The sequence below is a fragment of the Priestia sp. FSL H7-0729 genome (assembly GCF_038005685.1).
GTDB lineage: Bacteria > Bacillota > Bacilli > Paenibacillales > Paenibacillaceae > Paenibacillus.
Genome location: NZ_JBBOTQ010000004.1, coordinates 365,058 through 385,508, shown reverse-complemented (window position 1 = coordinate 385,508; position 20,451 = coordinate 365,058). Strand labels below are relative to the sequence as shown.

The following is a 20,451-nucleotide window of genomic DNA, read 5'->3' as shown; positions in this document are numbered from 1 at the left end:
TAAGCTACATACCCACGCATCACTACTATAGATTTTCCATATTCTGAATAAAATTACATTTGTGGAATAACAGCCAATACCAGTGCCAGGAACGATTCACGAACTCGTTCCGTCGTTTCCATCACCTCATCGTGTGAAAGCGGCTGGTCCAAAATTCCGGCAGCCATGTTGCTGATACAGGAAATGCCGAGCACTTCCAGGCCTGCATGGCGTGCCACAATCACTTCAGAGACAGTGGACATGCCCACTGCGTCTGCGCCCAATGTACGCAGCATTTTGATCTCTGCTGGTGTCTCGTAGTTTGGACCAAGCATACCTGCGTATACCCCTTCACGTACGTTAAAACCTTGTGACGCGGCCGTATCCTTCGCGAGTGCGCGCAAACGGCGGCTATAAGCTTCCGACAGATCCGGGAAACGCACGCCCAGTGCAGCGTCATTTGGTCCGATCAGTGGATTTTTGCCTGTAAGATTCAAGTGATCAGAGATCAGCATCAAGTCTCCAGCTTCATACAACGTATTCACACCGCCCGCAGCATTGGTTACAAGCAAGCTACTTACACCCAGTTCTTTCATTACTCGTACCGGAAAAGCTGTCAATTCCGGACCATATCCTTCATACATATGGAAGCGGCCTTTCATCATCACGACTGGACGACCTTTGATGGTTCCGACCAATAGCTCACCTTCATGTCCTTCTACAGTGGACACCGGAAAATGTGGAATATCCTGATAAGCAATGCTTACGCCATCTTCAATCAATTCTGCCAGTACGCCAAGACCCGAACCCAAAATCAAACCGACTTCCGGCTTGATGGAGCTTTTGCTTTGAATATAAGATGCTGCTTCCGAAATCATTTGTTGGTTTAATGCTGTCATGCGATGTATGTTCCTCCTTGAGTTAAAACGATCCGTCTGTAGCCGCATTTTGCAAAATCGATTCAACCCGAATTTATGCAAAACTGCCTATGTATAACGGCGTTTAGATGTATTCAATTTATTTTATCCTAAATCGGTCCAATGTTCCGCATTTATTTGTGAATGCCATGCGTCAAAATCTATCTTGCCCTCGGATGATGGGTTTCATAGATTTCTTTCATCGTTTTGCGACCATGGTTGCCATATTGTTGTCCAGGCTGCTCCACGTGACCCAGCATGTCTTGAACCGCACGTGTATCCGCCCCATTGGCAATCAGGTGTGCCGCAAAGGAGTGACGAAGCGTATGCGGCGTAATTTCTTCCGAGATTCCCGCGTCCACCGCCGCTTTTTTGAGCAGCTTCCAGAAGCCCTGCCGGGTTAAACGTCTGCCCGTTACATTGACAAATAGTGCCTGCTCGTCCGAATCGGTTTTGAGCAACTTGTTGCGGAACTCCTCCACATATACACTTGCCCAATGTGCAGCTGGTGCACCAATGGGAAGGATGCGTTCCTTACCAGCCCCACCGCATCGTATAAAGCGCATGCCTGGCTGTACATCCCGAATGTCCAGCGCAATCAGTTCCGAGACCCGAATGCCTGTAGCATATAACAGTTCAAGCATCGCTCGATCTCTCACACCCTGCGGTGTACAAATATCAGGCGCTGTCAGCAATTGTTCAATCTCCTGTATGCTTAACACCTGTGGTGGCGACTTGTCCGCCTTGGGAGCTTCCACATCAAACGTAGGGTCCTGTATTATATCCCCCCGCCGCATCAAAAAATGAAAGTAGGAGCGCAGAGATACGATGCTGCGGGCAATGGTTGCATTGGCACGACCTGCCTGTTTGAGTTGCCCCGCAAACAGGACGACATGTGTGCGTCTGACCTGATCGGCTTCGCGTATGCCATATTCCTTATCTGCAAATTCAATGAACTTGTCCACGTCTCGGAGATACGATTCAAGTGTGCTGCTCGACATCCCTTTATCATCTTCCAAGTATAAGGCGTAGGCGTGTATCGTCTGTTTCATGTACAACGCTCCTCAACTGACAGATCTGCCGCTCCGGCAGACTGCTCCCGTATTTGCATCCCTGGCTGTTTGAAGCTACTCTCCGTACCAATAGAACAGACGGAGACGCTCTGCCATCGTAGGACGTCCTTCTCCATTACCCGGCCAATCCGTTTCCTGAAATACTTTGATTGCATTGCCAGTTGGCATCTGATACTGGTCCACAGGTGAGATCCAACCATTGAACAGATCCAGAACATGATAGAACAGATAAACTAAAGCAGCAAAAAATATAATAAATCGAATAAAACGGAGCCCTCTCCGCACCGATATAATCATGGGTATATCCCCCTTCTGATTCAAATCCGGTAATGCCCTTGAATCAGGGTATGTCCATAAACACGAGTTTATGCCATTCGGTGGGAACTCCAGATCATGTCCGGTGCCAAAAAAGCTCTCCCGTCAAAACCGCCGGTGAGAGCTTGAAGATATGCTATGTTATTCTTCATCTTTGGGTTTCTGTTCATTTTTAGCTTTGCAACGATAACAAATTCCATGAAAGTCCAGTCGGTGATCTACTACCGAAAAGTTGAATTCCCGCTCCAAACGCTCTTCAAGCGGTCCAAGCCAGTCTTCACGTATTTCATCCATACTTCCGCATTGAACACAGATTAAGTGATGATGGTGATGCTTGGATGTATCTCCGCGCAGATCATAACGCGCTACACCGTCGCCGAAGTTGATTTTCTCTACAACATGCAGCTCACTCAGCAGTTCGAGGGTACGGTACACGGTTGCCAGACCGATTTCGGGAGCCTTTTCTTTAACGAGCATGAATACGTCTTCTGCGCTCAGATGATCTTCTTCATTCTCAAGAAGTACTCTTACGGTGGCTTCCCGCTGGGGCGTTAATTTATATCCTTGGGACTGTAGTTGCTGCTTAATTTTATCAATCCGTGCTTCCATTTTCTCCCTCCCCCTAGGAAATCACTGCACACTGCAACTTAACCCACTCTTTTCATTATAGGGGGAGTGCGTAATTAAAGTCAACATTTTACACTATGCGATGCACGTTAGGCCGGTAGTAGCATTGGCGTGACCCAGCGCATCATCGCAGGTGTAACCCATGTTTCAAAAGACGCCACGCCGAGCAGCAGTGCAGCCATGACCAAAGTTAACACTATATATGAAGCAAAAGGCCTTTGTCGACCAGGTGTTCGCTGCATCAAAACACGATTGCGAATGATGTATAACGAGAACGTCATCGCCGCCACACTGCAGATCAGGAGGATTGGAATGACAAATAGATTATGCGGTGCCACAGAAACCAGTGCAAATAGCAGCCCTTTCCAGGAATACTGCCCAACCAGGTACCCCACTGTGAATCCAATGAGCACCCCTTTGAGAAAATCCAGAACCAGTATACCGGGCAGTCCAACGACGGATAAACCCAGAATAAAGATCAGACCTACCCATTTCAAGTGAAGCATGGCAATGTCCCAATAGGCGCCGGTCTCAGTCACCTGTGCACTGTGCTGCACAGTCATGAAGAAATTGCCAAGATACCCTTCGAGGTCCTGACGTTGCTCAAGAGACAATGCGTTCACCATGAGTGCGCCAAATATGACGCCGACCAGAAACAAGACAGCCACGAATACATATAACGAAGTCTGACCTTTAAATGTAAAGTAGGAAGAGCGCATACAGGTACGAGTCCCCTTTCCGGTATCATGCTGCAAGGATTCTCAGTTACATCCTCATAGTCATTCTTATGAACCGGAGTGCACCTGTATGACTTCTTGTCCAGATTGAGTCTACGATCACTGACTTAATCTGACGATTTCACCTGGACAGCAACCTTCCCATATGTTCCTCCACCTCCGGAAGACAGCTCCAGTTGACCATTCCGTGCGGCCACGATAAGTCCTGCCAACACAGGTCCAACAACCGCAGCAAGTTCCTCCTCATGCGTACGATGAAGGATGTTCATTTCTGTACCAAAATGGTCCAGTAGCTGACGCAATTTGGCTTTGCCAAGTCCAGGGATGAACTCCAGGGGTACCTGATAATGATAAGCTGGTCTGTTGGCAGGCACGTGAGGACTCTCCCGATCAGAGATTGCCAGAATACGGTCGAGCACCCCCTGCACCAGTTTCAGACTGCCGCAGTGAGGGCAACGTTCTGCCGACATCGCCTGCTCATCCATAATGCTGCCACACGCTGCACAGTAGGTACGATGGTACTTGCCCAGCCTTGGATTCAGTCCATAATTGGCAGCAATGTTCCTGCCGGCTTCTCCTTGGAGTGCCATACGGAATTCATCAAAAGAAGGAGCAGCAACTCGCAATTCGTTATACTCCCGTCCAATCTTACCGAGGGAATGAGCATCCGAGTTGGTCAGAAACGGTATATGATCCAACTCCCGAATATAACTGGCCATGGATGAGTCTGAGCTTAACCCCAGCTCTATCGCATCCACGAGCCGGGTGTCCAGCACATCGCCCATACGCGGGGCTGTACTGCCATAGATCCCTTTATGAGGTGTAAACACATGTGCAGGCACAATAAGTCCACCACGTGCCTTAATCTCGGACTGCATTTCTAGGGCGGGCACGTATACCCGCTGAGAACTGAGATTCACATTTTTCATATAACGTTTCATCCAGTCCGTGAAGGATTTCATTGTTTTCAGATCACGGAAGTACGCCAGCATATGGAACTCACGCATGCCAGGCTCGCGCAGCTCAATCTCTGTCCCCAGCAGAATGGTCGTGTCCTGGTAAGCAATACCGCCGCCCTCAATCTCGGACATGGTACCATTCTCCAGCAATTGTTCAATATCCATCTGTACAACCGGAGAATGACAATCAATAACACCAAGCAAATGAATTCCTTTGCGATCCGACGCTTCCCGGGCAATATTCTCAAATGTAAGATCACGACTGCCGCTGATTTTCACGGCCTCACCACGAGAGGTTCGACCGATGTGAATATGAAGGTCTGCATAACAGGGCTCCCACATCGAAGACGTTGTGAGTTGTTGTTGCATGCCTAGAACCGTCCTGTCGTTCTATAGAGGTCCCACGCGTACACAGCCATCATCGTTTTGGCATCACTAATCCGATTCTCGTCCATGAGAGCGTACGCTTCCTCCAGTGTGATCTCGGATACTTCAAGGAATTCATCTTCGTCCAGTTCCATATCTCCGGCTTCCAACTCTTCAGCAACGTAAAGGTGAATGATCTCATCTGCGAACCCCGGTGAGGTGTAGAACGAACGCAAATGACGCAGAGACTTGGCTACATATCCCGTCTCTTCTCGCAATTCACGTGCTGCAGCCACTTCCGGCTCTTCTCCCGCGTCCAGTTTTCCCGCAGGAATCTCCACTTCTGTGCGTCCCATTGCCTGACGATATTGATCCACTACAAGCATGCGATCCCCATTCAGAGCAAGTACAGCTACCGCTCCGGGATGCCGAATGATCTCACGTGTAGCTGTCTGGCCATTCGGCATCTTAACCGTATCGACCTGAAGTGAAATGACTTTCCCCTCGAAGATTGGCTTGGTGGATACGGTCACTTCATCCAATTTTGGATTGGCAGGTTGCGCTGCATGGATGGATCGGGCAGATTGGTTTGGTTTCATTCGTTCTTCAACTCCATATCGTAGGATTAATTATTTGCTTAATGTATAAATCTCTGATTTTGGGCATATGGTGAGCTTATAGAACTCTCACAGCAAATATAAACGAATCAGGGGGACTTTCAATGAATAGTTATTTGACGCCTCAATCCGTACACGTGGTAGGACAAGCCCGGCAAGTACAGCTCATACTCAAGCAATGGTTGCGCGAGTGGGGCCCGGATGCCAAGTTAAGCGATCTGCTCGCTGGACGCAAATGAACGTTTATTGGGTCATTGATCCATCGATTTAATTTGACCCTAAATGAACGAATCTTTTCCCTTGAAATATAACATGAATTCGCAAAAAGTCCGAATCCGTACAGACCGGGTTCGGACTTTTGTCTAAGAATATATGAGATAACACGTGCTCTATATTATTTCTTGTCAGCTGCCGTTTCCTGAATAATAGCCACGACCACCTGAGACAACTTCACAATATCTTCGGCACGAATGCGTTCTTGGGTTGTATGAATATCCTCATACCCTACCGCCAGATTCACTGTCGGAATGTTGAATCCGTTAAAGATATTCGCATCACTGCCACCACCGGAAGCAAACGTACTTGTCTCCAGTCCAATACTGCGGATGGCACGCTGTGCAAGTTGTACAACTTCGTGTTCATCATGGAAACCAAACGCAGGATACAGGATCTCGCTTCTGAATTCAGCCGTTGCACCGTATTTGCGACATGTTGTTTCGAGCGCGTCACGCATCTGTGCAACCTGCAATTCCACTTTCTCCTGCACAATACTGCGAGCTTCCGCCTCAAGCTGCACAAAGTCACATACCACGTTGAGTGCTGATCCACCCTGGAATTTGCCAATGTTCGCTGTTGTCTCATCATCAATTCGTCCAAGCTTCATGGCTGCAATGGCTTTCGCTGCAACCTGAATGGCGCTGATTCCGTCTTCCGGGTTCACGCCCGCATGTGCGGACTTCCCATAGATGCTCATCTGAATCTCGGCTCTTGCCGGTGCAGCTACACAGATCGTGCCTACAGCTCCATTAGAATCCAGCGCATAACCGAACTCGGCATCGATATCCTTCGGATTCATGGCGCGTGCACCTACCAGACCAGATTCTTCGCCAACTGTAATGACCAATTGAATTTTGCCATGCGGAATGTTGTTTTCCTGAATCACACGAACCGCTTCGAACAACGCCGCAATCCCTGCCTTGTCATCTGCTCCCAGGATCGTTGTTCCATCACTGCGAATCCAGCCATCTTCACCCAGTTCAGGCTTAATTCCCTGTCCCGGCGTTACGGTGTCCATATGACATGTGAAAAAGATCGGTGCAACACCTTCTGTTCCTTCGGCTTCCCAGGTAATGACGAGGTTTCCGGCGCCATGTCCGGTTTGCTCCCTGGTGTCGTCCTCATAGACATGAAGACCAAGCTCTGCAAACTGTTCTTTTAACACCTTGGAGATGTTCTGTTCATTTTTCGTTTCACTATCAATCTGCACCAGTTCCATGAACTGATCGATAACACGTTGTTGTTTAATCACAGGACTTTCCTCCCTCTCGTAGATACGGTACAATACAATTACTATGGCTTGTTTACTTTATGTTGAAAGGAGTTCTCTTATCATGCAAAAAAAGAAATGGTTCAAAATCATCATCTATCTCATGCTGATCGCCATGATCGGGTCCACCCTTTTCATAGCTCTCGAACCGTTACTGTTCGGATAGCATCCTGAAGCCTTTCGACGGTCTGTTTACAGCCGTTGAAGGGCTTCTTTTTCGCTAATCCAATTGATTTGATATGGAAAAATACGATTAAAGTACGGAACAATCTCGCGTGCTACCTGCTCCACTGTATAAGACTTGCCCGTTATATCCTCAAGTGAGGTAACGCCATACTGTTCAATTCCACAAGGAACAATCCCCTGAAAACCCGCATGTTGAATGCCGGAGCTGATGTTAAAAGCAAACCCGTGACTGGTCACGAAACCGCGGCGGTGTTTACACCGATTAAACTTGATGCCAATCGCAGCAATCTTCATATCGCCAATCCACACACCGGTGTAACCCTCTTTGCGTCCGGCTTCAATGCCCTGGTCTGATAGATAATCCATAAGCACTTGCTCAAGTTTACGTAAATATGAGTGTAAATCCAGGTCTTCATCCCGACCAAGAACCAATAACGGATAGCCTACCAACTGGCCCGGACCATGATAAGTAATATCACCGCCACGGTCAATTTGAAACAAAGAGATCCCTTGCTCTTGCAACTCTTCCGGACTGAGAAGCAAATGCTCTGGATGATTCTGTGAACCAATCGTATACGTTGGCGGGTGCTGCAAGAGCAGCATCTGCTCCGCACCCTCTCCCTCGTCCAATCGCTGCACAATCGCTTTCTGGCGGTTCCAAGCCTCTTCATAATCAAGCATAGGTATGTATGCAACATCCAGCGGCTTGTTCATGATTTCCCCACACCCTTCTGCTTGATGTTCAAAGTAAGATTGAGCACCTGTCTGTAGACAGCCGGAAAAGTGCACGGCCTGCGGCACATACACTTTCCCGTCCTTCATCTATTAACTTAATACACCTTGGTCTCCATGGTGTAACCTTCAAGGTTTTCTTTGACACGTTGCAAGAAACGTCCGCTGATTACGCCATCAAGGATTCGATGATCCAGGGACAGACACAGGTTTGCCATTGAACGAACGGCAATCATATCATTAATAACCACTGGCTTTTTGACAATCGACTCGAATGTAAGAATCGCTGCCTGCGGATAGTTAATGATCGGCTGGGACAGGATTGATCCGAATGAACCTGTGTTGTTCACTGTGAACGTACCACCCTGCATATGATCAAGCTTCAACGTACCCTCGCGCGTTTTGCGAGCCAGTTCATCCACTTCACGGGCCAGACCTGCAATATTTCGCTGGTCGGCATGTTTGATTACGGGTGTAAGTACGGAATCTTCGGTTCCTACCGCCATGGACAGATTAATGTCCCGTTTGACGATAATTTTGTCTACTGCCCATACCGAGTTCATGATCGGGTAGTCTTTAATCGCGTTAACGACTCCCTTCATCATGAAGGACAGATATGTCAGATTGATGCCTTCCTTACGCTTGAACTCATCCTTGAGTTTATTGCGCAGCATCACGAGATTCGTTACGTCCACTTCGATCATCGTCCATGCATGCGGGATTTCCGATACACTCTGACGCATATTCCGCGCAATCGCATTACGCACAGGGGTAACATCGATGAAATACTCCGATCTTCCCTGGCCGCCACCTTCCACTTCGATCTGTGGAATTTTTGGACTTTCGGTTAGATGAATGCCTGAATGTCTCACAGGAACACCTGCATCGGACGCAGAGATCGTTTCTCCAGCGGTTAAACCCATTTCCCCATTTCCACGATTCACTCCACTGAACGGAGAAGTAGAAGGCACACCAGAAGGTGCATGCTGAGCTGGAGATGATGCTTGTGCAGAAGCAGACGATCCAGCAACCTTACCACCCTGTGCAACAAATGCCAGCACATCTTTGCGGGTAATACGACCACCTGCTCCAGTACCCTGGATGCTTTGCAAGTTCAAGCCATGCTCTGCTGCCAAGGATTGCACTGCCGGGGAATACCTATTACGCATCGGCTGGTTGGGATCATGTCCTGCTGTATTTGAGGCAACAACAGGAGTATTGCTCACATGATGCTGCACTTGCTCCTGTTGCTGCGATACTTGTGTTACCTGCTCAGCCGCTTCTTCGTCAGAAGCTGCGACCTGCATGCGACAGATTGCTTCACCAACAGCAATCGTTGTGCCCTCTTCCACCAAAAGGTCACCCATAATTCCATCCACGGTGGATGGAATCTCGGCATTGACTTTATCGGTGATTACTTCACAGATCGGCTCGTACTGTTCCACACGGTCGCCCGGTTTTTTCAACCATTTGCCTATGGTAGCCGAGACCAGCGATTCCGCCAATTGCGGCATAATGACCTCGATCCATTTCATACGTTCAGCCATTTGATTATCACTCCAAACTTTACTATTAAACGATCCAATAAAACAAAATTAAAACTCGGCAAGTGTACGCATTGCTGCTTTGGCTTTGTCCTTGCTCAACATGTAGAATTTCTCCAATGTTGGGCTAATTGGCATGGCCGGCACGTCAGGTCCACAGAGACGCTGAATCGGTGCATCCAGTTCAAACAGACATTCCTCGCTAATAATCGCGGCAACTTCGGCACCTACACCACCCGTTTTGTTATCTTCGTGTACGATAAGCACTTTGCCTGTCAGACGAGCGGAAGCAATAATCGCTTCACGATCCAACGGTTGCAATGTGCGCAAATCCAGAACGTGTGCGGTAATGCCTTCTTCACGTTCCAGCTCCTCAGCAGCCTGCATTACAAAATGCAGCGGCTGGCTGTAGCCAATCACCGTAATATCCGCACCTTCACGAAGTACGTTGGCTTTACCAATCGGAACGATGTAATCATCTTCAGGCACATCTTCCTTAATGAGCTTGTAGCATTTTTTATTTTCAAAAAAGAGTACCGGGTCCGGGTCGCGAATGGCCGCCTTGAGCAGCCCTTTGGCATCGTATGCCGAGTAAGGAGCAATAATTTTTAGCCCCGGTGTACCAAAGAAGATCGATTCCGGACATTGGGAGTGATACAACCCACCGAAGATCCCGCCACCAATCGGCGCGCGGATAACGATCGGGCAACTCCAGTCATTGTTGGAGCGATAGCGGATTTTCGCCGCTTCACTAATGATCTGGTTCGTTGCCGGCAGCATGAAGTCCGAATATTGCATTTCGGCAATCGGCTTCATGCCATACATCGCTGCACCAATAGCTACACCTGCGATAGCGGATTCGGACAATGGTGTGTCCATGACACGCATTTCGCCAAACTGATCCTGCAACCCTTTGGTTGTGGTGAACACACCACCTTTGACCCCTACATCTTCACCGAGGATAAAAACATTTTCATCCCGCTCCATCTCTTCTTTCATCGCGAGACGGATTGCATCAATATATTCCATCACTGCCATACTTACCGTCCCCCTTCTTCGCTGTCCGCATAAACGTGCGTCAGAGTGTCCTCAGGTTTCGGATATGGCGCGTTGTCTGCATATTCAGTCGCTTCTTTCATTTCCAGCGCAAGTTGGGAAGCCAGATCCGCGTCCCGGGATTCATCCCAGATGCCGCAATCCATCAGATAGTTCTTCATGCGAAGTACGCCGTCCTTCTTCCAGTTCTCTTCAACTTCTTCCTTGGTCCGGTAAGCCAGATCATTGTCAGAAGTGGAGTGAGGAGAGAGACGATACATCATCGCTTCAATCAGTGTGGGTCCTTCGCCTGCTATGGCACGTTGACGTGCTTCCTTCACAGCAGCGTATACTTCGAGCGCATCGTTACCATCTACACGCAGTCCGGGGAAACCGTAACCGAGTGCACGGTCCGATATTTTACCGCTAAGCTGTTTGTGAATTGGAACCGAAATCGCATACTGGTTGTTCTCACACATAATAATGACAGGCAACTTGTGTACACCTGCAAAGTTGGCTCCCTCATGGAAGTCACCCTGATTGCTTGATCCTTCACCAAACGTAACAAAAGAAACAAATTTTTGCTTCTTCATTTTGGCAGCCAGCGCAAACCCGACAGCGTGCGGAACCTGGGTTGTAACCGGGCTGGAGCCCGTCACAATCCGCAGCTTTTTGTGACCGAAGTGACCCGGCATTTGCCGACCGCCACTATTCGGATCTTCCGCTTTTGCAAAAGCAGACAGCATCAACTCACGCGGAGTCATGCCTACCGCCAGTACAAAACCATAATCGCGGTAATACGGTAAATAATAATCGTGATCCCGGTCCAGACCAAAAGCAGCGCCTACTTGCGCAGCCTCCTGCCCTACACCGGATACGTGAAAGTTAATTTTGCCAGCCCGTTGCAAGAGCAAGCAACGCTCGTCAAACTTGCGTGCGAGCAGCATGTATTTGTACATATCCAATACTTCACCATCGCTAAGTCCCAGCTGTTGATGCCGATGGACCGCGTCTGCAGTACCTTGTGAACTCATATGAGGTACCTCCTTTTAATCAGAGCCTGTGCCACTCTTACTACCCGATCTTATAACCTGGTACTAAGACTTGGCTTAACCTTATTATAATCCCTTTTGCCCAAAAAAGGAAAGAACCTTTCTCATAAGCCTGTTTGGCCTACATTCCAATGGCCTTTCCATCGACCGCCAGCATGGCTTCACCCATGATTTCCGACAGAGAAGGGTGCGGATGAATGGTTTGTCCGACTTCCCAAGGTGTGGCATCCAGCATCTGAGCCAGTGAAGCCTCAGCGATCAGTTCCGTCACATGGGTGCCAATCATATGTACCCCCAATATATCATTCGTCTTGGCATCTGCGATCACCTTCACGAATCCATCACGACTTCCATGAATGAGCGATTTGCCAATCGCCTGAAACGGAAATTTGCCTGTTTTGATGTCATATCCACGTTCTTTCGCTTCACGCTCGGTGAATCCAATGCTGGCTGCTTCCGGACGTGTGTACACACAACGCGGAATACGATGGGATTCAACGGCATGTACCGTTTCCCCTGCCAAATGATTGACAGCGAGAATACCTTCATGACTTGCCGCATGCGCAAGCTGTAGACCGCCGATGCAGTCACCAATGGCGTAGATGTGACCTTCACCGGTCTGTAACTGTTTGTTCACGGCGATGAACCCACGCTCCAGCTTGATATCTGTATTTTCGAGTCCGATATTTTCGACATTAGCCTGACGCCCAACCGACACGAGCATTTTCTCCGCTCTCAGCGTTTCCTGCTGATCGTCACCGAGCTGCACATCAATCTGTATGCCATCTGTATCCGTGCTATAGGTTTCCGTCAGAACTTTGGCTCCTGTCAGGAAACGAACCCCCCGCTTGCCAAGCAATCGCTGCATTTCTCTGGCAACATCCTCATCCTCGGCAGGCAATACGTGAGCAGCAGCTTCAACCACCGTGATGTCTACACCAAAGTCATTCAACATGGATGCCCACTCCAGTCCAATCACACCACCGCCGACAATAATAAGTGATGCAGGAAGCTCATCCATACGCAGAGCTTCGTCACTGCTCATAATAAACTTTCCATCCGGTTCCAGGCCTGGCAGCACACGTGGACGTGAACCAGTCGCAATAATAAGATTGGTTGGCACCACCGTATCCATTTCCCCATCTTCGAATTCTACAGCGACCGCACCGCTCTGCGGGGAGAATATGGAAGGTCCGATAACGCGCCCGTTCGCGTGTACGACCTGAATTTTATTTTTTTTCATCAGAAATTGAACGCCCTGATGGAGCTGCTCCACAATCGCATCCTTGCGCGCCTGCACTTTGGGAAATACAAGTGTGGCTCCATTGGTCTCTATACCATACGTCTCGCTCTCCTGAATCTCGGCGTACACTTCCGCGCTCTTCAGCAAAGCTTTACTTGGAATACAGCCACGATGCAGACATGTCCCGCCAAGCTTATCCTTCTCAATGATAACGACCTGTTTCCCCAGCTGTGCAGCCCGAATCGCGGCAACATATCCACCGGTCCCTCCTCCAAGAATTGCAACATCACATGTAATTGGCATCTCTCATGCTCTCCTCTATGAATCAAATTTCAATATCATTTATGATCACTTGAATCATGGTTTGACTTATACCCTCTATATGCCATTGTACTCTGCTTGAGCGGTCAACTCAAAGTTTGAAGCAATCACACATGGACAGCCTATGCATTCCAAGCTATGATGGAATGAGGTATGATCTGTAAGCGTAACCTTTATTTAATGTCGACTTTGGCAGAAAGGGTATAATGCTCATGAATACAAGATTGGTCTTTGCGCGGTTTTTGGCAATTGTTGTTCTGGTCATTCCCGGTTTAATGGCAATGAAGGGTTTTCTGATGATGAAAGATGCCCTGTTCCTATATTATGCCGAGCACGGGAACGAACTGATTTCACCAGGGTTCCAGTGGCTTTCCTTTGGCGGTGGACTTGTCCTTTTTGCCGCAGGTATGAGTTTCCTGGGAGGCTGGATCCTGTTCCGTGATCGCAAGCGTAATTATGTAGGTCCCCGTTTCCGGTCCAAAAGTGTACCCGAAAAAGCAGAGACGCCCGGAAGGACTCCATGAGTCCGGGCTTTTTGTGTGTTTATATAACACACCGCCTACTTTACATAGACAGGATGGATCATCATGGTATCATTTTTAATCACGTTACAACGACTGCTTAAGGGCATTTTCCATGCGTTCAAAGACCCCAAGTTTCTGGCTCTGTTTGCGTTAACGGCAGCAACGTTGCTGTCAGGCACTTTGTTTTACACTCGTGTTGAAGGTCTGCACTGGATCGATGCGTTATACTTCTGTGCAGTTACCCTGACCACGGTGGGACATCCTGAATTTGTGCCATCCACCGGATTTAGCAAAGCCTTTACCGTGATCTACATGTTTGCAGGCATAGGTCTCACTTTTGCCATGATTGCCAGAATTACAGCAGGTATTCTATTCCCACGCAAATTAAAGACAGAAGAGGACCCGGAGTAATCTCCGGGTCATTCGTATAAAGCATCCCGTAGTTTGGTAGACATACGTGATTCTTTGGAAGAAGACTTCAAGATCGTTCTGCGCAAAGTCAGGTTACTTGCCTGCAGTCGCTCCGCTTCTGCGAACAGTTCTGCAAATAAGGCCTGCGTCGCTTCATCCAGGGATGCCTGCTCTTTCAAACTTTCATATCGTTCTTGAAGTGATGTTAATGCTTCACTCATCGTAAACACCTCTTTTCCATAACTCCTAGTCACAGCTGCCGGAACCAACGGCTTAACATTCCATATAGTAACACAAAGCTGCACAGATTAGTTCTGGCTCTTACCAAAGATTTTGTGGTACTCTGTAATGGTCGCTTTTTTTGTTGAATCCCGTATGTGAGAGGAGTAGCAGCACCGTGCAAACAGGACGTATTACCGTAATTACTGGACCCATGTTCAGTGAAAAATCCGGTGAACTCATTCGCCGTTGTCAGAAATTAATTCAATTTGGCCGTAAAAAGGTGGTAGCCTACAAACCAGCCGAGGATGATCGGTTTGCCCAAGACGAGATCGTGAGCCGAATTGGTTATCGATTACCTGCTCATTCCATTCCCCGGCAATTAACCACGGAATCCGTAGAAATGATCATGAACCAAACCATAGATGCTGATGTTGTTGCATTTGATGAAGTACAATTTTTCAGCAGTGCCATTATGGAACTGGTCTCGGAGCTAGCCTATTGTGGCAAACATGTCATTGTAGATGGACTTAATATGGATTACCGTGGTAAGGAATTCGGATATGTCGGCGGTTTGCTTGCCATGGCAGATGACATTGAGAAACTATCGGCTTTCTGTGCGGTATGCGGTAGCCCGGATGCAGCCTTTACGCAACGTATCGTCAATGGGGAGCCCGTTACCTTGGGTCCAGTCGTTATGATTGGCGATTCAGAAGCTTACGAGCCGCGCTGTCGTTGCTGCTTCATTCCTCCTCACAAAGTCGAATGTTCATCATAAATCCCTAAAAATTTTCGATATCTTCCAAAAAGGCCCTTTGGGGCTTTTTTGTTATAGAAACAAACAATCAATTGCACAAAAAAGCACCGCTTCACAGCGATGCTTCCAGAGTCACTTCCCGCTAGTCCCGGGAAACAAAATATTTGTTGGTCATGTAGTAAGCGTCACCACGCGACGTTTCCACCATTCCTTTTTTGGCATCCAAAAATACAATCTCTTTACACTTTGTGCAGTACCATTTTGTGCGTTTGTATGGAGATTCCGTCACATAAGCCGTGCCACATTTACAATCAATCTTCATTAATAACTCGGTTGATTTATAAGCACTGGACAAGCGTTCCAGGTTATCCTGCTGCTGTGTAGGCATAATGGTCTGCTGATAATCCGATAAATGATTTTGAACCTTGAAATCTGCTACCAATGCTGCATTCAATCCAAAAAACTCCTTGCCGATTTCGGTCACGAAGCGCTTCTCATTTCTGTAGCAATCCAGCCACTCAATAATCTGCTTATTAGACAGTGGAACCGTACCCTTGATACCGCTGTTTAAGGTGTAGGTCATGATGTATAAAGTATCGTCTTGTCTACCTGAGTACATTAGAATCCTCCTTCGAATACATTTGCTAATGTACTACAAAAACGCGCATAAATCAAAGAATTGTTATTTCCTGAGCGCATCTCTTCTTATTAAATGGGAAACATTCCTCGTTCATCCGCCAAAGACTTACAAGAACTGCATACACCTGAAACATTTCCCTGTGGAGCCGCATAATGCACAACCGATTTAACGTTTTTCTTGCATATGGAACAGTAGTGCCTCCTTTCCTTTTTTGGGGTATAGTCCGATAGCTTCACTACGTTTTTGTTCTGTCGGAATCGTTGTAAGAAGACCGGCCATTTCATCTCGCTTCACTCTTTCTTGTTCGCCTACTTCGTAGTCATTTAGTTCTCTGGGCTAAAAATCATCTCGTCTTTTTTTATGTATACGATTCCAAGTTGTGCACGCCTATCTCATATTCTATTCGACGTTTTGAGCGTTTTTCCTGTTTTTAATCTCTACACATATAAAAAAAACCGACAGAACCTGCTTTCCTTATTTTCGGAAGAACAGTATTTTAGTCGGTTTCAGCCTTATTTATAAAAAGTTCCCAGAACCTCCAGCTCTGATGAGCGCTCAATTCGAAATGGATAGATATAACCCTGATTCACCCGGGTAAATTTGCGGCTCCACAGATCCAGTCCGGTTGTGAACTGATAGGCCTGATATATAAACTTGGAGCAGTAATTACGCTCTATACTGCGCAAATTGGTCTGCAAACGATAGAATTTCACCTGCTTGTAATGGTCCTGTACCCACCCGGCTGCTTTTATGCCTGCCTCATTCAGTCTGGAACGGAATACAATGAAGCGATCTCCTTCATAAAACCGCGTGAGATACCACTCTAATGAATCTGCAAATACAGGCCCATAAGGGTGCACATGATACACCTTGCCGTCGAGACCGATAATGCCCATATGCCCGGCGTAATATGTTGATTCCGAGCTTGGCGTATACACGATATCTCCTGGCTCCAGCTTCATTTCTCCCAATGCATTAATGGGCAAGTCCTGATGCAGCCGTTTGGCTGCTGAACGTTCACGCCGCCCTTCAACCAACAAGCGATGAAGTGCCCCGGCTAGTGCGAGATATATTTCAGACCATTTGATCTTTTTTTTATCAGATCGTTTGAACCACCGCTGGATGAAGGTGATATCTCGTTGTGGCTGTGATCCCTTTTTCATACGCTGCACTCCACTCTGATCTAGTTATTGTATCTATATAAGTTTCAACTTATATAGTGTCATTCTACAGTTTCTCAAGCTTATTATAGACATTTGGTAGTACATGTTCAATTCTATAGCCGTTGTGTCTGGTAAAATTATGCCTTCCTATTACCCATTTTATGCAAAAAAAGATGACTTCGGGATTAACCCGAAATCATCTTACTCGTATCCAAATGTAACCATTTATTCTTCTACAACACCAAGGGCTTTATTTTTCTCCTTAAAGCGACTGTTATGGGAAGAAACATAAGCCACTTTTTCCGCTTCAGGGTCCATGTAAAGCTTCGCACTGTTTACTGCAAGAGCAGCATCAGTGAAGGTACCCGCAATTAGATACAGTTTGCTACCATAATCTACAAAATCACCTGCGGCAAAAACACCAGGAATATTCGTTTGCAATCTCTCCGTTGTAGTGACGTGCCATTCGCCAAGATCAAGACCCCAATCCCGGATTGGACCAAAGTCACTCTTCATGCCATGGTTTACAATGACAGCATCGACTTCAAGCAGTTCAGTTTCGCCTGTGTCCACATGTGAGATGGTCACCTGTTCAATCACATCACCACTCATACTATGCAAGGTCTCTACCGCGTAAGGTGTACGGACATCTACAGAGGATTCTCTCATGCGCAATACATTACGCTCCAACCCGCCAAAGCGGTCACGTCGATGTACAACCGTCACTTGCTCAGCCAATGCTTCCAGTTCATTCGCCCAATCCACAGCAGAGTCCCCTCCACCCGAGATCAGTACGCGTTTACCACGGAATGGCTCGAGTTCTTGCACGGTATAGTGCAGATTACTAACCTCATAGCGGTCTGCACCTTCAAGCTCCAGCTTGGCCATTTTATATATACCATATCCGATTGCCATAATGACGGTACGTGTCCAGTGTTGTTCACCTGTTGCAGAAGTTAACAGAATTGTGCCATCAGGTTGACGCTCGAATCCTTCGATCTGTTGTTCAAACACAAGTGTCGGCTCGAAAGTTCGTGCCTGTTCTTCCAATTGTTTGATCAGATCTTCACACAGAATTGGCGTCACACCCCCGACATCCCAGATCATTTTCTCCGGATAAAATAACATGCGACCGCCCAATCTGTCACGTGCCTCAATTAACTTGGTCTTCATGTCCCGCATGCCGCTATAAAAGGCAGAGTACATGCCCGCAGGGCCACCGCCGATAATGGTTACATCATAGAGTTCCAACTGCTGATTCATATTTAAAATACCTCCGTTAATTCGATCCAGAACATCGAGTATTTGATATCGATTCTCATTATCACTTAAATCCTAGTGTAATGGTAATCTTATCAAAATACAATGGCTAAAAAACAAACATTTCTTGTACAAAACATTTACGAACTACTCTGCACTTTACTAATCTTTACTATTTCGCTCTTGGAGCCGCCAACAGCTTTTCAACGACAAAATCAAGCTGTTTATTGATTGAATAAATATCCGAATAATAGAAGAAATCGAAATCAATCTCAATCAGACGACCTTCTTTGATCGCAGGGATGCTGCTCCATATTGGATTATCCGTCAAGTTATCTGCTCCTTCATACACCGAGCGAAACACATAATCCCCGATATATTCAGGAAGTACTTCCATGGAGATGTTGGAACCGGCCGCGTCCGAAACCACATCAATTTTCTTCTGTACGACTTCAGGTGCTTTCATTTCCAAGTACTCATATACCGCTTGAGATCCCCGGCCAAATTGCTTGCTCTCTACAATGACCATACCTTTCAAACCGCCCTCAACAATGGAGATTGTTTTGTCCAGTATGCCTGCATCTGCAAGGGTTTTCTTGCTCTCTTCAACTTTGGTGTTGAGATTAGTGATTAACGTCTCTGCTTCCTGTTCTTTGCCAAAAATACTCGCTATGCTATGGAGTCTTTCTTCTGTAGTCAATTTCTCATACGGAATATATACCGTAGGTGCAATATCTTTTAACAACCCATACGTCTCTTCTGAAGGAACAATGATCAGATCCGGATCAAGATCAATGACAGCTTCAGGATTCGGTTCGAACCAGGTACCCAATGCGTTTACACCTTCTAGCTCGCTCTTGTATGCAGCCCCGTCATATACATCTGAGGTAGCAATTGGCTTAACTCCCAGTGCGACGACATCCCCCTGGAGATACAATACAACAACCCGCTTGGGATTGGCCGGAACAACCACGTCACCCTTAACCGTTGAGACCGTGCGTGTTTCATTGTCCTTGTTCGTCTGGCTTCCTGTGTCTGATGATACTGCCGTACTTCTGTTATTGGAACTGGCACCCGTTCCTTCGCCAGCTGCTGGTGTTGTTGCTGTACCTGAAGAGCAGGCTGCGAGGAGCATTGTTATGCTCAATAATGCAACCATGATCATACTGGAATTTGTTTTTCTTCTTTTCATTGGTGTAGACCCTCCGTCTATATATTGATAATGATTCTCATAATCAATATATCCCGACTTCCATCTTCGGCCAATGGACGATTCAGAGATTACCAATGGACGATCCTCTGCTATCGCTTCTTCTCTTATCTTTCGTTGATACTGAATCGGAGAGATCCCCACATGTTTTTTGAAAATACGACTAAAATAATACACATCCGAATAACCCACTTCTACTGCAATTTCACTCAGTGTTGCATCAGATCGTACAAGCAGATTGCGAGCCTTGGCGATTCGAGTCTGAATTAAATAATCAATCGGACTGTAACCCGTCTGTCGTTTGAATTGCATGGATAAATGTCGGGAGCTGTAGTTGAACTGTTCAGCCAGGAAATCAAGCGTGACCTGTTCCCTATAATGGTTCTGTATATAACGAAGTGTTTGTTTCACCGGGTCAGCAAGCTCTGTTTTGAACTCTTGCTCTGTTAGCTGAACCATCATTTCATGAATGAATTGGTAAAATAAACTTTTTGTATGAAGCAGGTCCAGACTGCCAGATTGAATCCATGCACCCTCAAGCTCATTGAGGTAACGTAATAACCCCAGCGGACTACTCGGTGCAAATCCATATTGCAAAGAGAACGGTGCAACTTCCGGCTTTGCCAATAACCACTTTTTGCGATAACTCGGAAAGGCAAGGAAGGCTCTGTAATAGAGCAGAATATATTCGAAATCTTCGTTGGTTTGAATATCCAGTGAAGATCCTTTGGCCCCATGAAGCATGTAAAATCGCTCTGCCTTGTATGTTCGCCCATCCAACTGAAGCACAGCCGATCCCCGTATCGTATATATAAAAACATTTGCCGGAAGCGTATAGGAACTCAGTTGTTCACCTTCCTCCATAACAATCCGGCGTATATCCAGAACCTTAACAGCGGCATGATTCCAGCATTTCATCTGTTCGTCTAATTGCATCGAATACTCTCCAATCCCAACCTCACCCGGAACAAAGGCCTTACAAGGTCATCATGCTGCTACACATCCAATAACATATGCG

23 protein-coding genes are annotated in these 20,451 nt (G+C 47.0%); 5 read left to right on the top strand and 18 right to left on the bottom strand.

What is annotated here, in order from left to right; all coding sequences use genetic code 11:
• Nucleotides 1-53: 53 nt before the first annotated feature.
• The 7 genes from MHH93_RS12905 to MHH93_RS12875 all read right to left on the bottom strand — a co-directional run bounded on the left by MHH93_RS12905 (nt 54) and on the right by MHH93_RS12875 (nt 5,572).
• The gene (locus MHH93_RS12905) at nt 54-878 is read right to left on the bottom strand and encodes a purine-nucleoside phosphorylase (RefSeq protein ID WP_500054328.1); all 825 of its coding nucleotides are present in this window, start codon (nt 876-878) and stop codon (nt 54-56) included.
• A 179-nt stretch (nt 879-1,057) separates the two neighbouring features.
• Nucleotides 1,058-1,948 carry a tyrosine recombinase gene (locus tag MHH93_RS12900; RefSeq protein ID WP_500054327.1) on the bottom strand — a complete coding sequence of 297 codons (891 nt, stop codon included), beginning with the start codon at nt 1,946-1,948 and terminating at the stop codon, nt 1,058-1,060.
• A 75-nt stretch (nt 1,949-2,023) separates the two neighbouring features.
• A complete protein-coding gene (locus MHH93_RS12895; RefSeq protein ID WP_017687632.1) occupies nt 2,024-2,266 on the bottom strand; it encodes a DUF4227 family protein in 243 nt (80 codons plus the stop codon).
• 159 nt (nt 2,267-2,425) lie between these two features.
• Nucleotides 2,426-2,893, bottom strand: coding sequence for a ferric iron uptake transcriptional regulator (gene fur / locus MHH93_RS12890; protein ID WP_090922447.1), 468 nt, complete (start codon nt 2,891-2,893; stop codon nt 2,426-2,428).
• 107 nt (nt 2,894-3,000) lie between these two features.
• On the bottom strand, nt 3,001-3,630 hold the full coding sequence (gene spoIIM / locus MHH93_RS12885) for a stage II sporulation protein M (RefSeq protein ID WP_017687629.1): 630 nt from the start codon (nt 3,628-3,630) through the stop codon (nt 3,001-3,003).
• 125 nt (nt 3,631-3,755) lie between these two features.
• The gene (locus tag MHH93_RS12880; protein ID WP_500054326.1) at nt 3,756-4,976 is read right to left on the bottom strand and encodes an endonuclease Q family protein; all 1,221 of its coding nucleotides are present in this window, start codon (nt 4,974-4,976) and stop codon (nt 3,756-3,758) included.
• 2 nt (nt 4,977-4,978) lie between these two features.
• Entirely contained in the window at nt 4,979-5,572 is a 594-nt protein-coding gene (locus MHH93_RS12875) for an NUDIX domain-containing protein (protein WP_500054325.1), read from the bottom strand.
• Nucleotides 5,573-5,694: 122 nt separating this feature from the next.
• Between MHH93_RS12875 and mciZ the strand changes: the two genes are divergently transcribed.
• Nucleotides 5,695-5,829 (top strand): Z-ring formation inhibitor MciZ, encoded by a 135-nt coding sequence (gene mciZ / locus MHH93_RS12870; RefSeq protein ID WP_278294300.1) that lies wholly within the window; start codon nt 5,695-5,697, stop codon nt 5,827-5,829.
• Nucleotides 5,830-5,984: 155 nt separating this feature from the next.
• Here the strand turns inward: mciZ and MHH93_RS12865 are convergent, their stop codons facing one another.
• A complete protein-coding gene (locus tag MHH93_RS12865; RefSeq protein WP_500054324.1) occupies nt 5,985-7,118 on the bottom strand; it encodes a M20/M25/M40 family metallo-hydrolase in 1,134 nt (377 codons plus the stop codon).
• Nucleotides 7,119-7,200: 82 nt separating this feature from the next.
• On the opposite strand from MHH93_RS12865, the gene prli42 reads away from it, so the two are divergent.
• Nucleotides 7,201-7,302 (top strand): stressosome-associated protein Prli42, encoded by a 102-nt coding sequence (gene prli42, locus MHH93_RS12860; protein ID WP_017687624.1) that lies wholly within the window; start codon nt 7,201-7,203, stop codon nt 7,300-7,302.
• Nucleotides 7,303-7,328: 26 nt separating this feature from the next.
• Here the strand turns inward: prli42 and lipB are convergent, their stop codons facing one another.
• From lipB to lpdA, 5 genes are all read right to left on the bottom strand, one after another.
• Nucleotides 7,329-8,036: a lipoyl(octanoyl) transferase LipB gene (gene lipB, locus MHH93_RS12855; RefSeq protein ID WP_500054394.1), complete on the bottom strand. Its 708-nt coding sequence runs from the start codon at nt 8,034-8,036 to the stop codon at nt 7,329-7,331.
• Nucleotides 8,037-8,152: 116 nt separating this feature from the next.
• Entirely contained in the window at nt 8,153-9,601 is a 1,449-nt protein-coding gene (locus MHH93_RS12850; protein WP_500054323.1) for a dihydrolipoamide acetyltransferase family protein, read from the bottom strand.
• A gap of 48 nt (nt 9,602-9,649) precedes the next feature.
• Nucleotides 9,650-10,636, bottom strand: a complete 987-nt coding sequence (locus MHH93_RS12845) for an alpha-ketoacid dehydrogenase subunit beta (protein ID WP_062835245.1) — start codon at nt 10,634-10,636, stop codon at nt 9,650-9,652.
• A gap of 2 nt (nt 10,637-10,638) precedes the next feature.
• Entirely contained in the window at nt 10,639-11,667 is a 1,029-nt protein-coding gene (locus MHH93_RS12840) for a thiamine pyrophosphate-dependent dehydrogenase E1 component subunit alpha (RefSeq protein WP_500054322.1), read from the bottom strand.
• Between the two features lie 139 nt (nt 11,668-11,806).
• Entirely contained in the window at nt 11,807-13,231 is a 1,425-nt protein-coding gene (lpdA, locus tag MHH93_RS12835; RefSeq protein WP_500054321.1) for a dihydrolipoyl dehydrogenase, read from the bottom strand.
• Between the two features lie 224 nt (nt 13,232-13,455).
• On the opposite strand from lpdA, the gene MHH93_RS12830 reads away from it, so the two are divergent.
• Both MHH93_RS12830 and MHH93_RS12825 read left to right on the top strand, forming a co-directional pair.
• The gene (locus tag MHH93_RS12830) at nt 13,456-13,773 is read left to right on the top strand and encodes a DUF2627 domain-containing protein (RefSeq protein ID WP_017687618.1); all 318 of its coding nucleotides are present in this window, start codon (nt 13,456-13,458) and stop codon (nt 13,771-13,773) included.
• A gap of 63 nt (nt 13,774-13,836) precedes the next feature.
• On the top strand, nt 13,837-14,184 hold the full coding sequence (locus MHH93_RS12825) for a potassium channel family protein (protein WP_192133999.1): 348 nt from the start codon (nt 13,837-13,839) through the stop codon (nt 14,182-14,184).
• A gap of 8 nt (nt 14,185-14,192) precedes the next feature.
• On the opposite strand, the gene MHH93_RS12820 is transcribed toward MHH93_RS12825, so the two are convergent.
• Nucleotides 14,193-14,405 carry a hypothetical protein gene (locus MHH93_RS12820; RefSeq protein ID WP_500054320.1) on the bottom strand — a complete coding sequence of 71 codons (213 nt, stop codon included), beginning with the start codon at nt 14,403-14,405 and terminating at the stop codon, nt 14,193-14,195.
• A gap of 176 nt (nt 14,406-14,581) precedes the next feature.
• Here MHH93_RS12820 and MHH93_RS12815 point away from each other — a divergent pair, with 176 nt between their 5' ends.
• The gene (locus MHH93_RS12815; RefSeq protein WP_421886432.1) at nt 14,582-15,181 is read left to right on the top strand and encodes a thymidine kinase; all 600 of its coding nucleotides are present in this window, start codon (nt 14,582-14,584) and stop codon (nt 15,179-15,181) included.
• A 121-nt stretch (nt 15,182-15,302) separates the two neighbouring features.
• On the opposite strand, the gene MHH93_RS12810 is transcribed toward MHH93_RS12815, so the two are convergent.
• The 4 genes from MHH93_RS12810 to MHH93_RS12795 form a co-directional block, all read right to left on the bottom strand.
• Nucleotides 15,303-15,779, bottom strand: coding sequence for a hypothetical protein (locus tag MHH93_RS12810; RefSeq protein WP_440390034.1), 477 nt, complete (start codon nt 15,777-15,779; stop codon nt 15,303-15,305).
• Between the two features lie 533 nt (nt 15,780-16,312).
• The gene (locus tag MHH93_RS12805; RefSeq protein ID WP_500054319.1) at nt 16,313-16,963 is read right to left on the bottom strand and encodes a hypothetical protein; all 651 of its coding nucleotides are present in this window, start codon (nt 16,961-16,963) and stop codon (nt 16,313-16,315) included.
• Between the two features lie 225 nt (nt 16,964-17,188).
• Nucleotides 17,189-18,226 (bottom strand): NAD(P)/FAD-dependent oxidoreductase, encoded by a 1,038-nt coding sequence (locus tag MHH93_RS12800; protein ID WP_017687612.1) that lies wholly within the window; start codon nt 18,224-18,226, stop codon nt 17,189-17,191.
• 169 nt (nt 18,227-18,395) lie between these two features.
• A complete protein-coding gene (locus MHH93_RS12795) occupies nt 18,396-20,369 on the bottom strand; it encodes an AraC family transcriptional regulator (RefSeq protein ID WP_500054318.1) in 1,974 nt (657 codons plus the stop codon).
• Nucleotides 20,370-20,451: the final 82 nt, after the last annotated feature.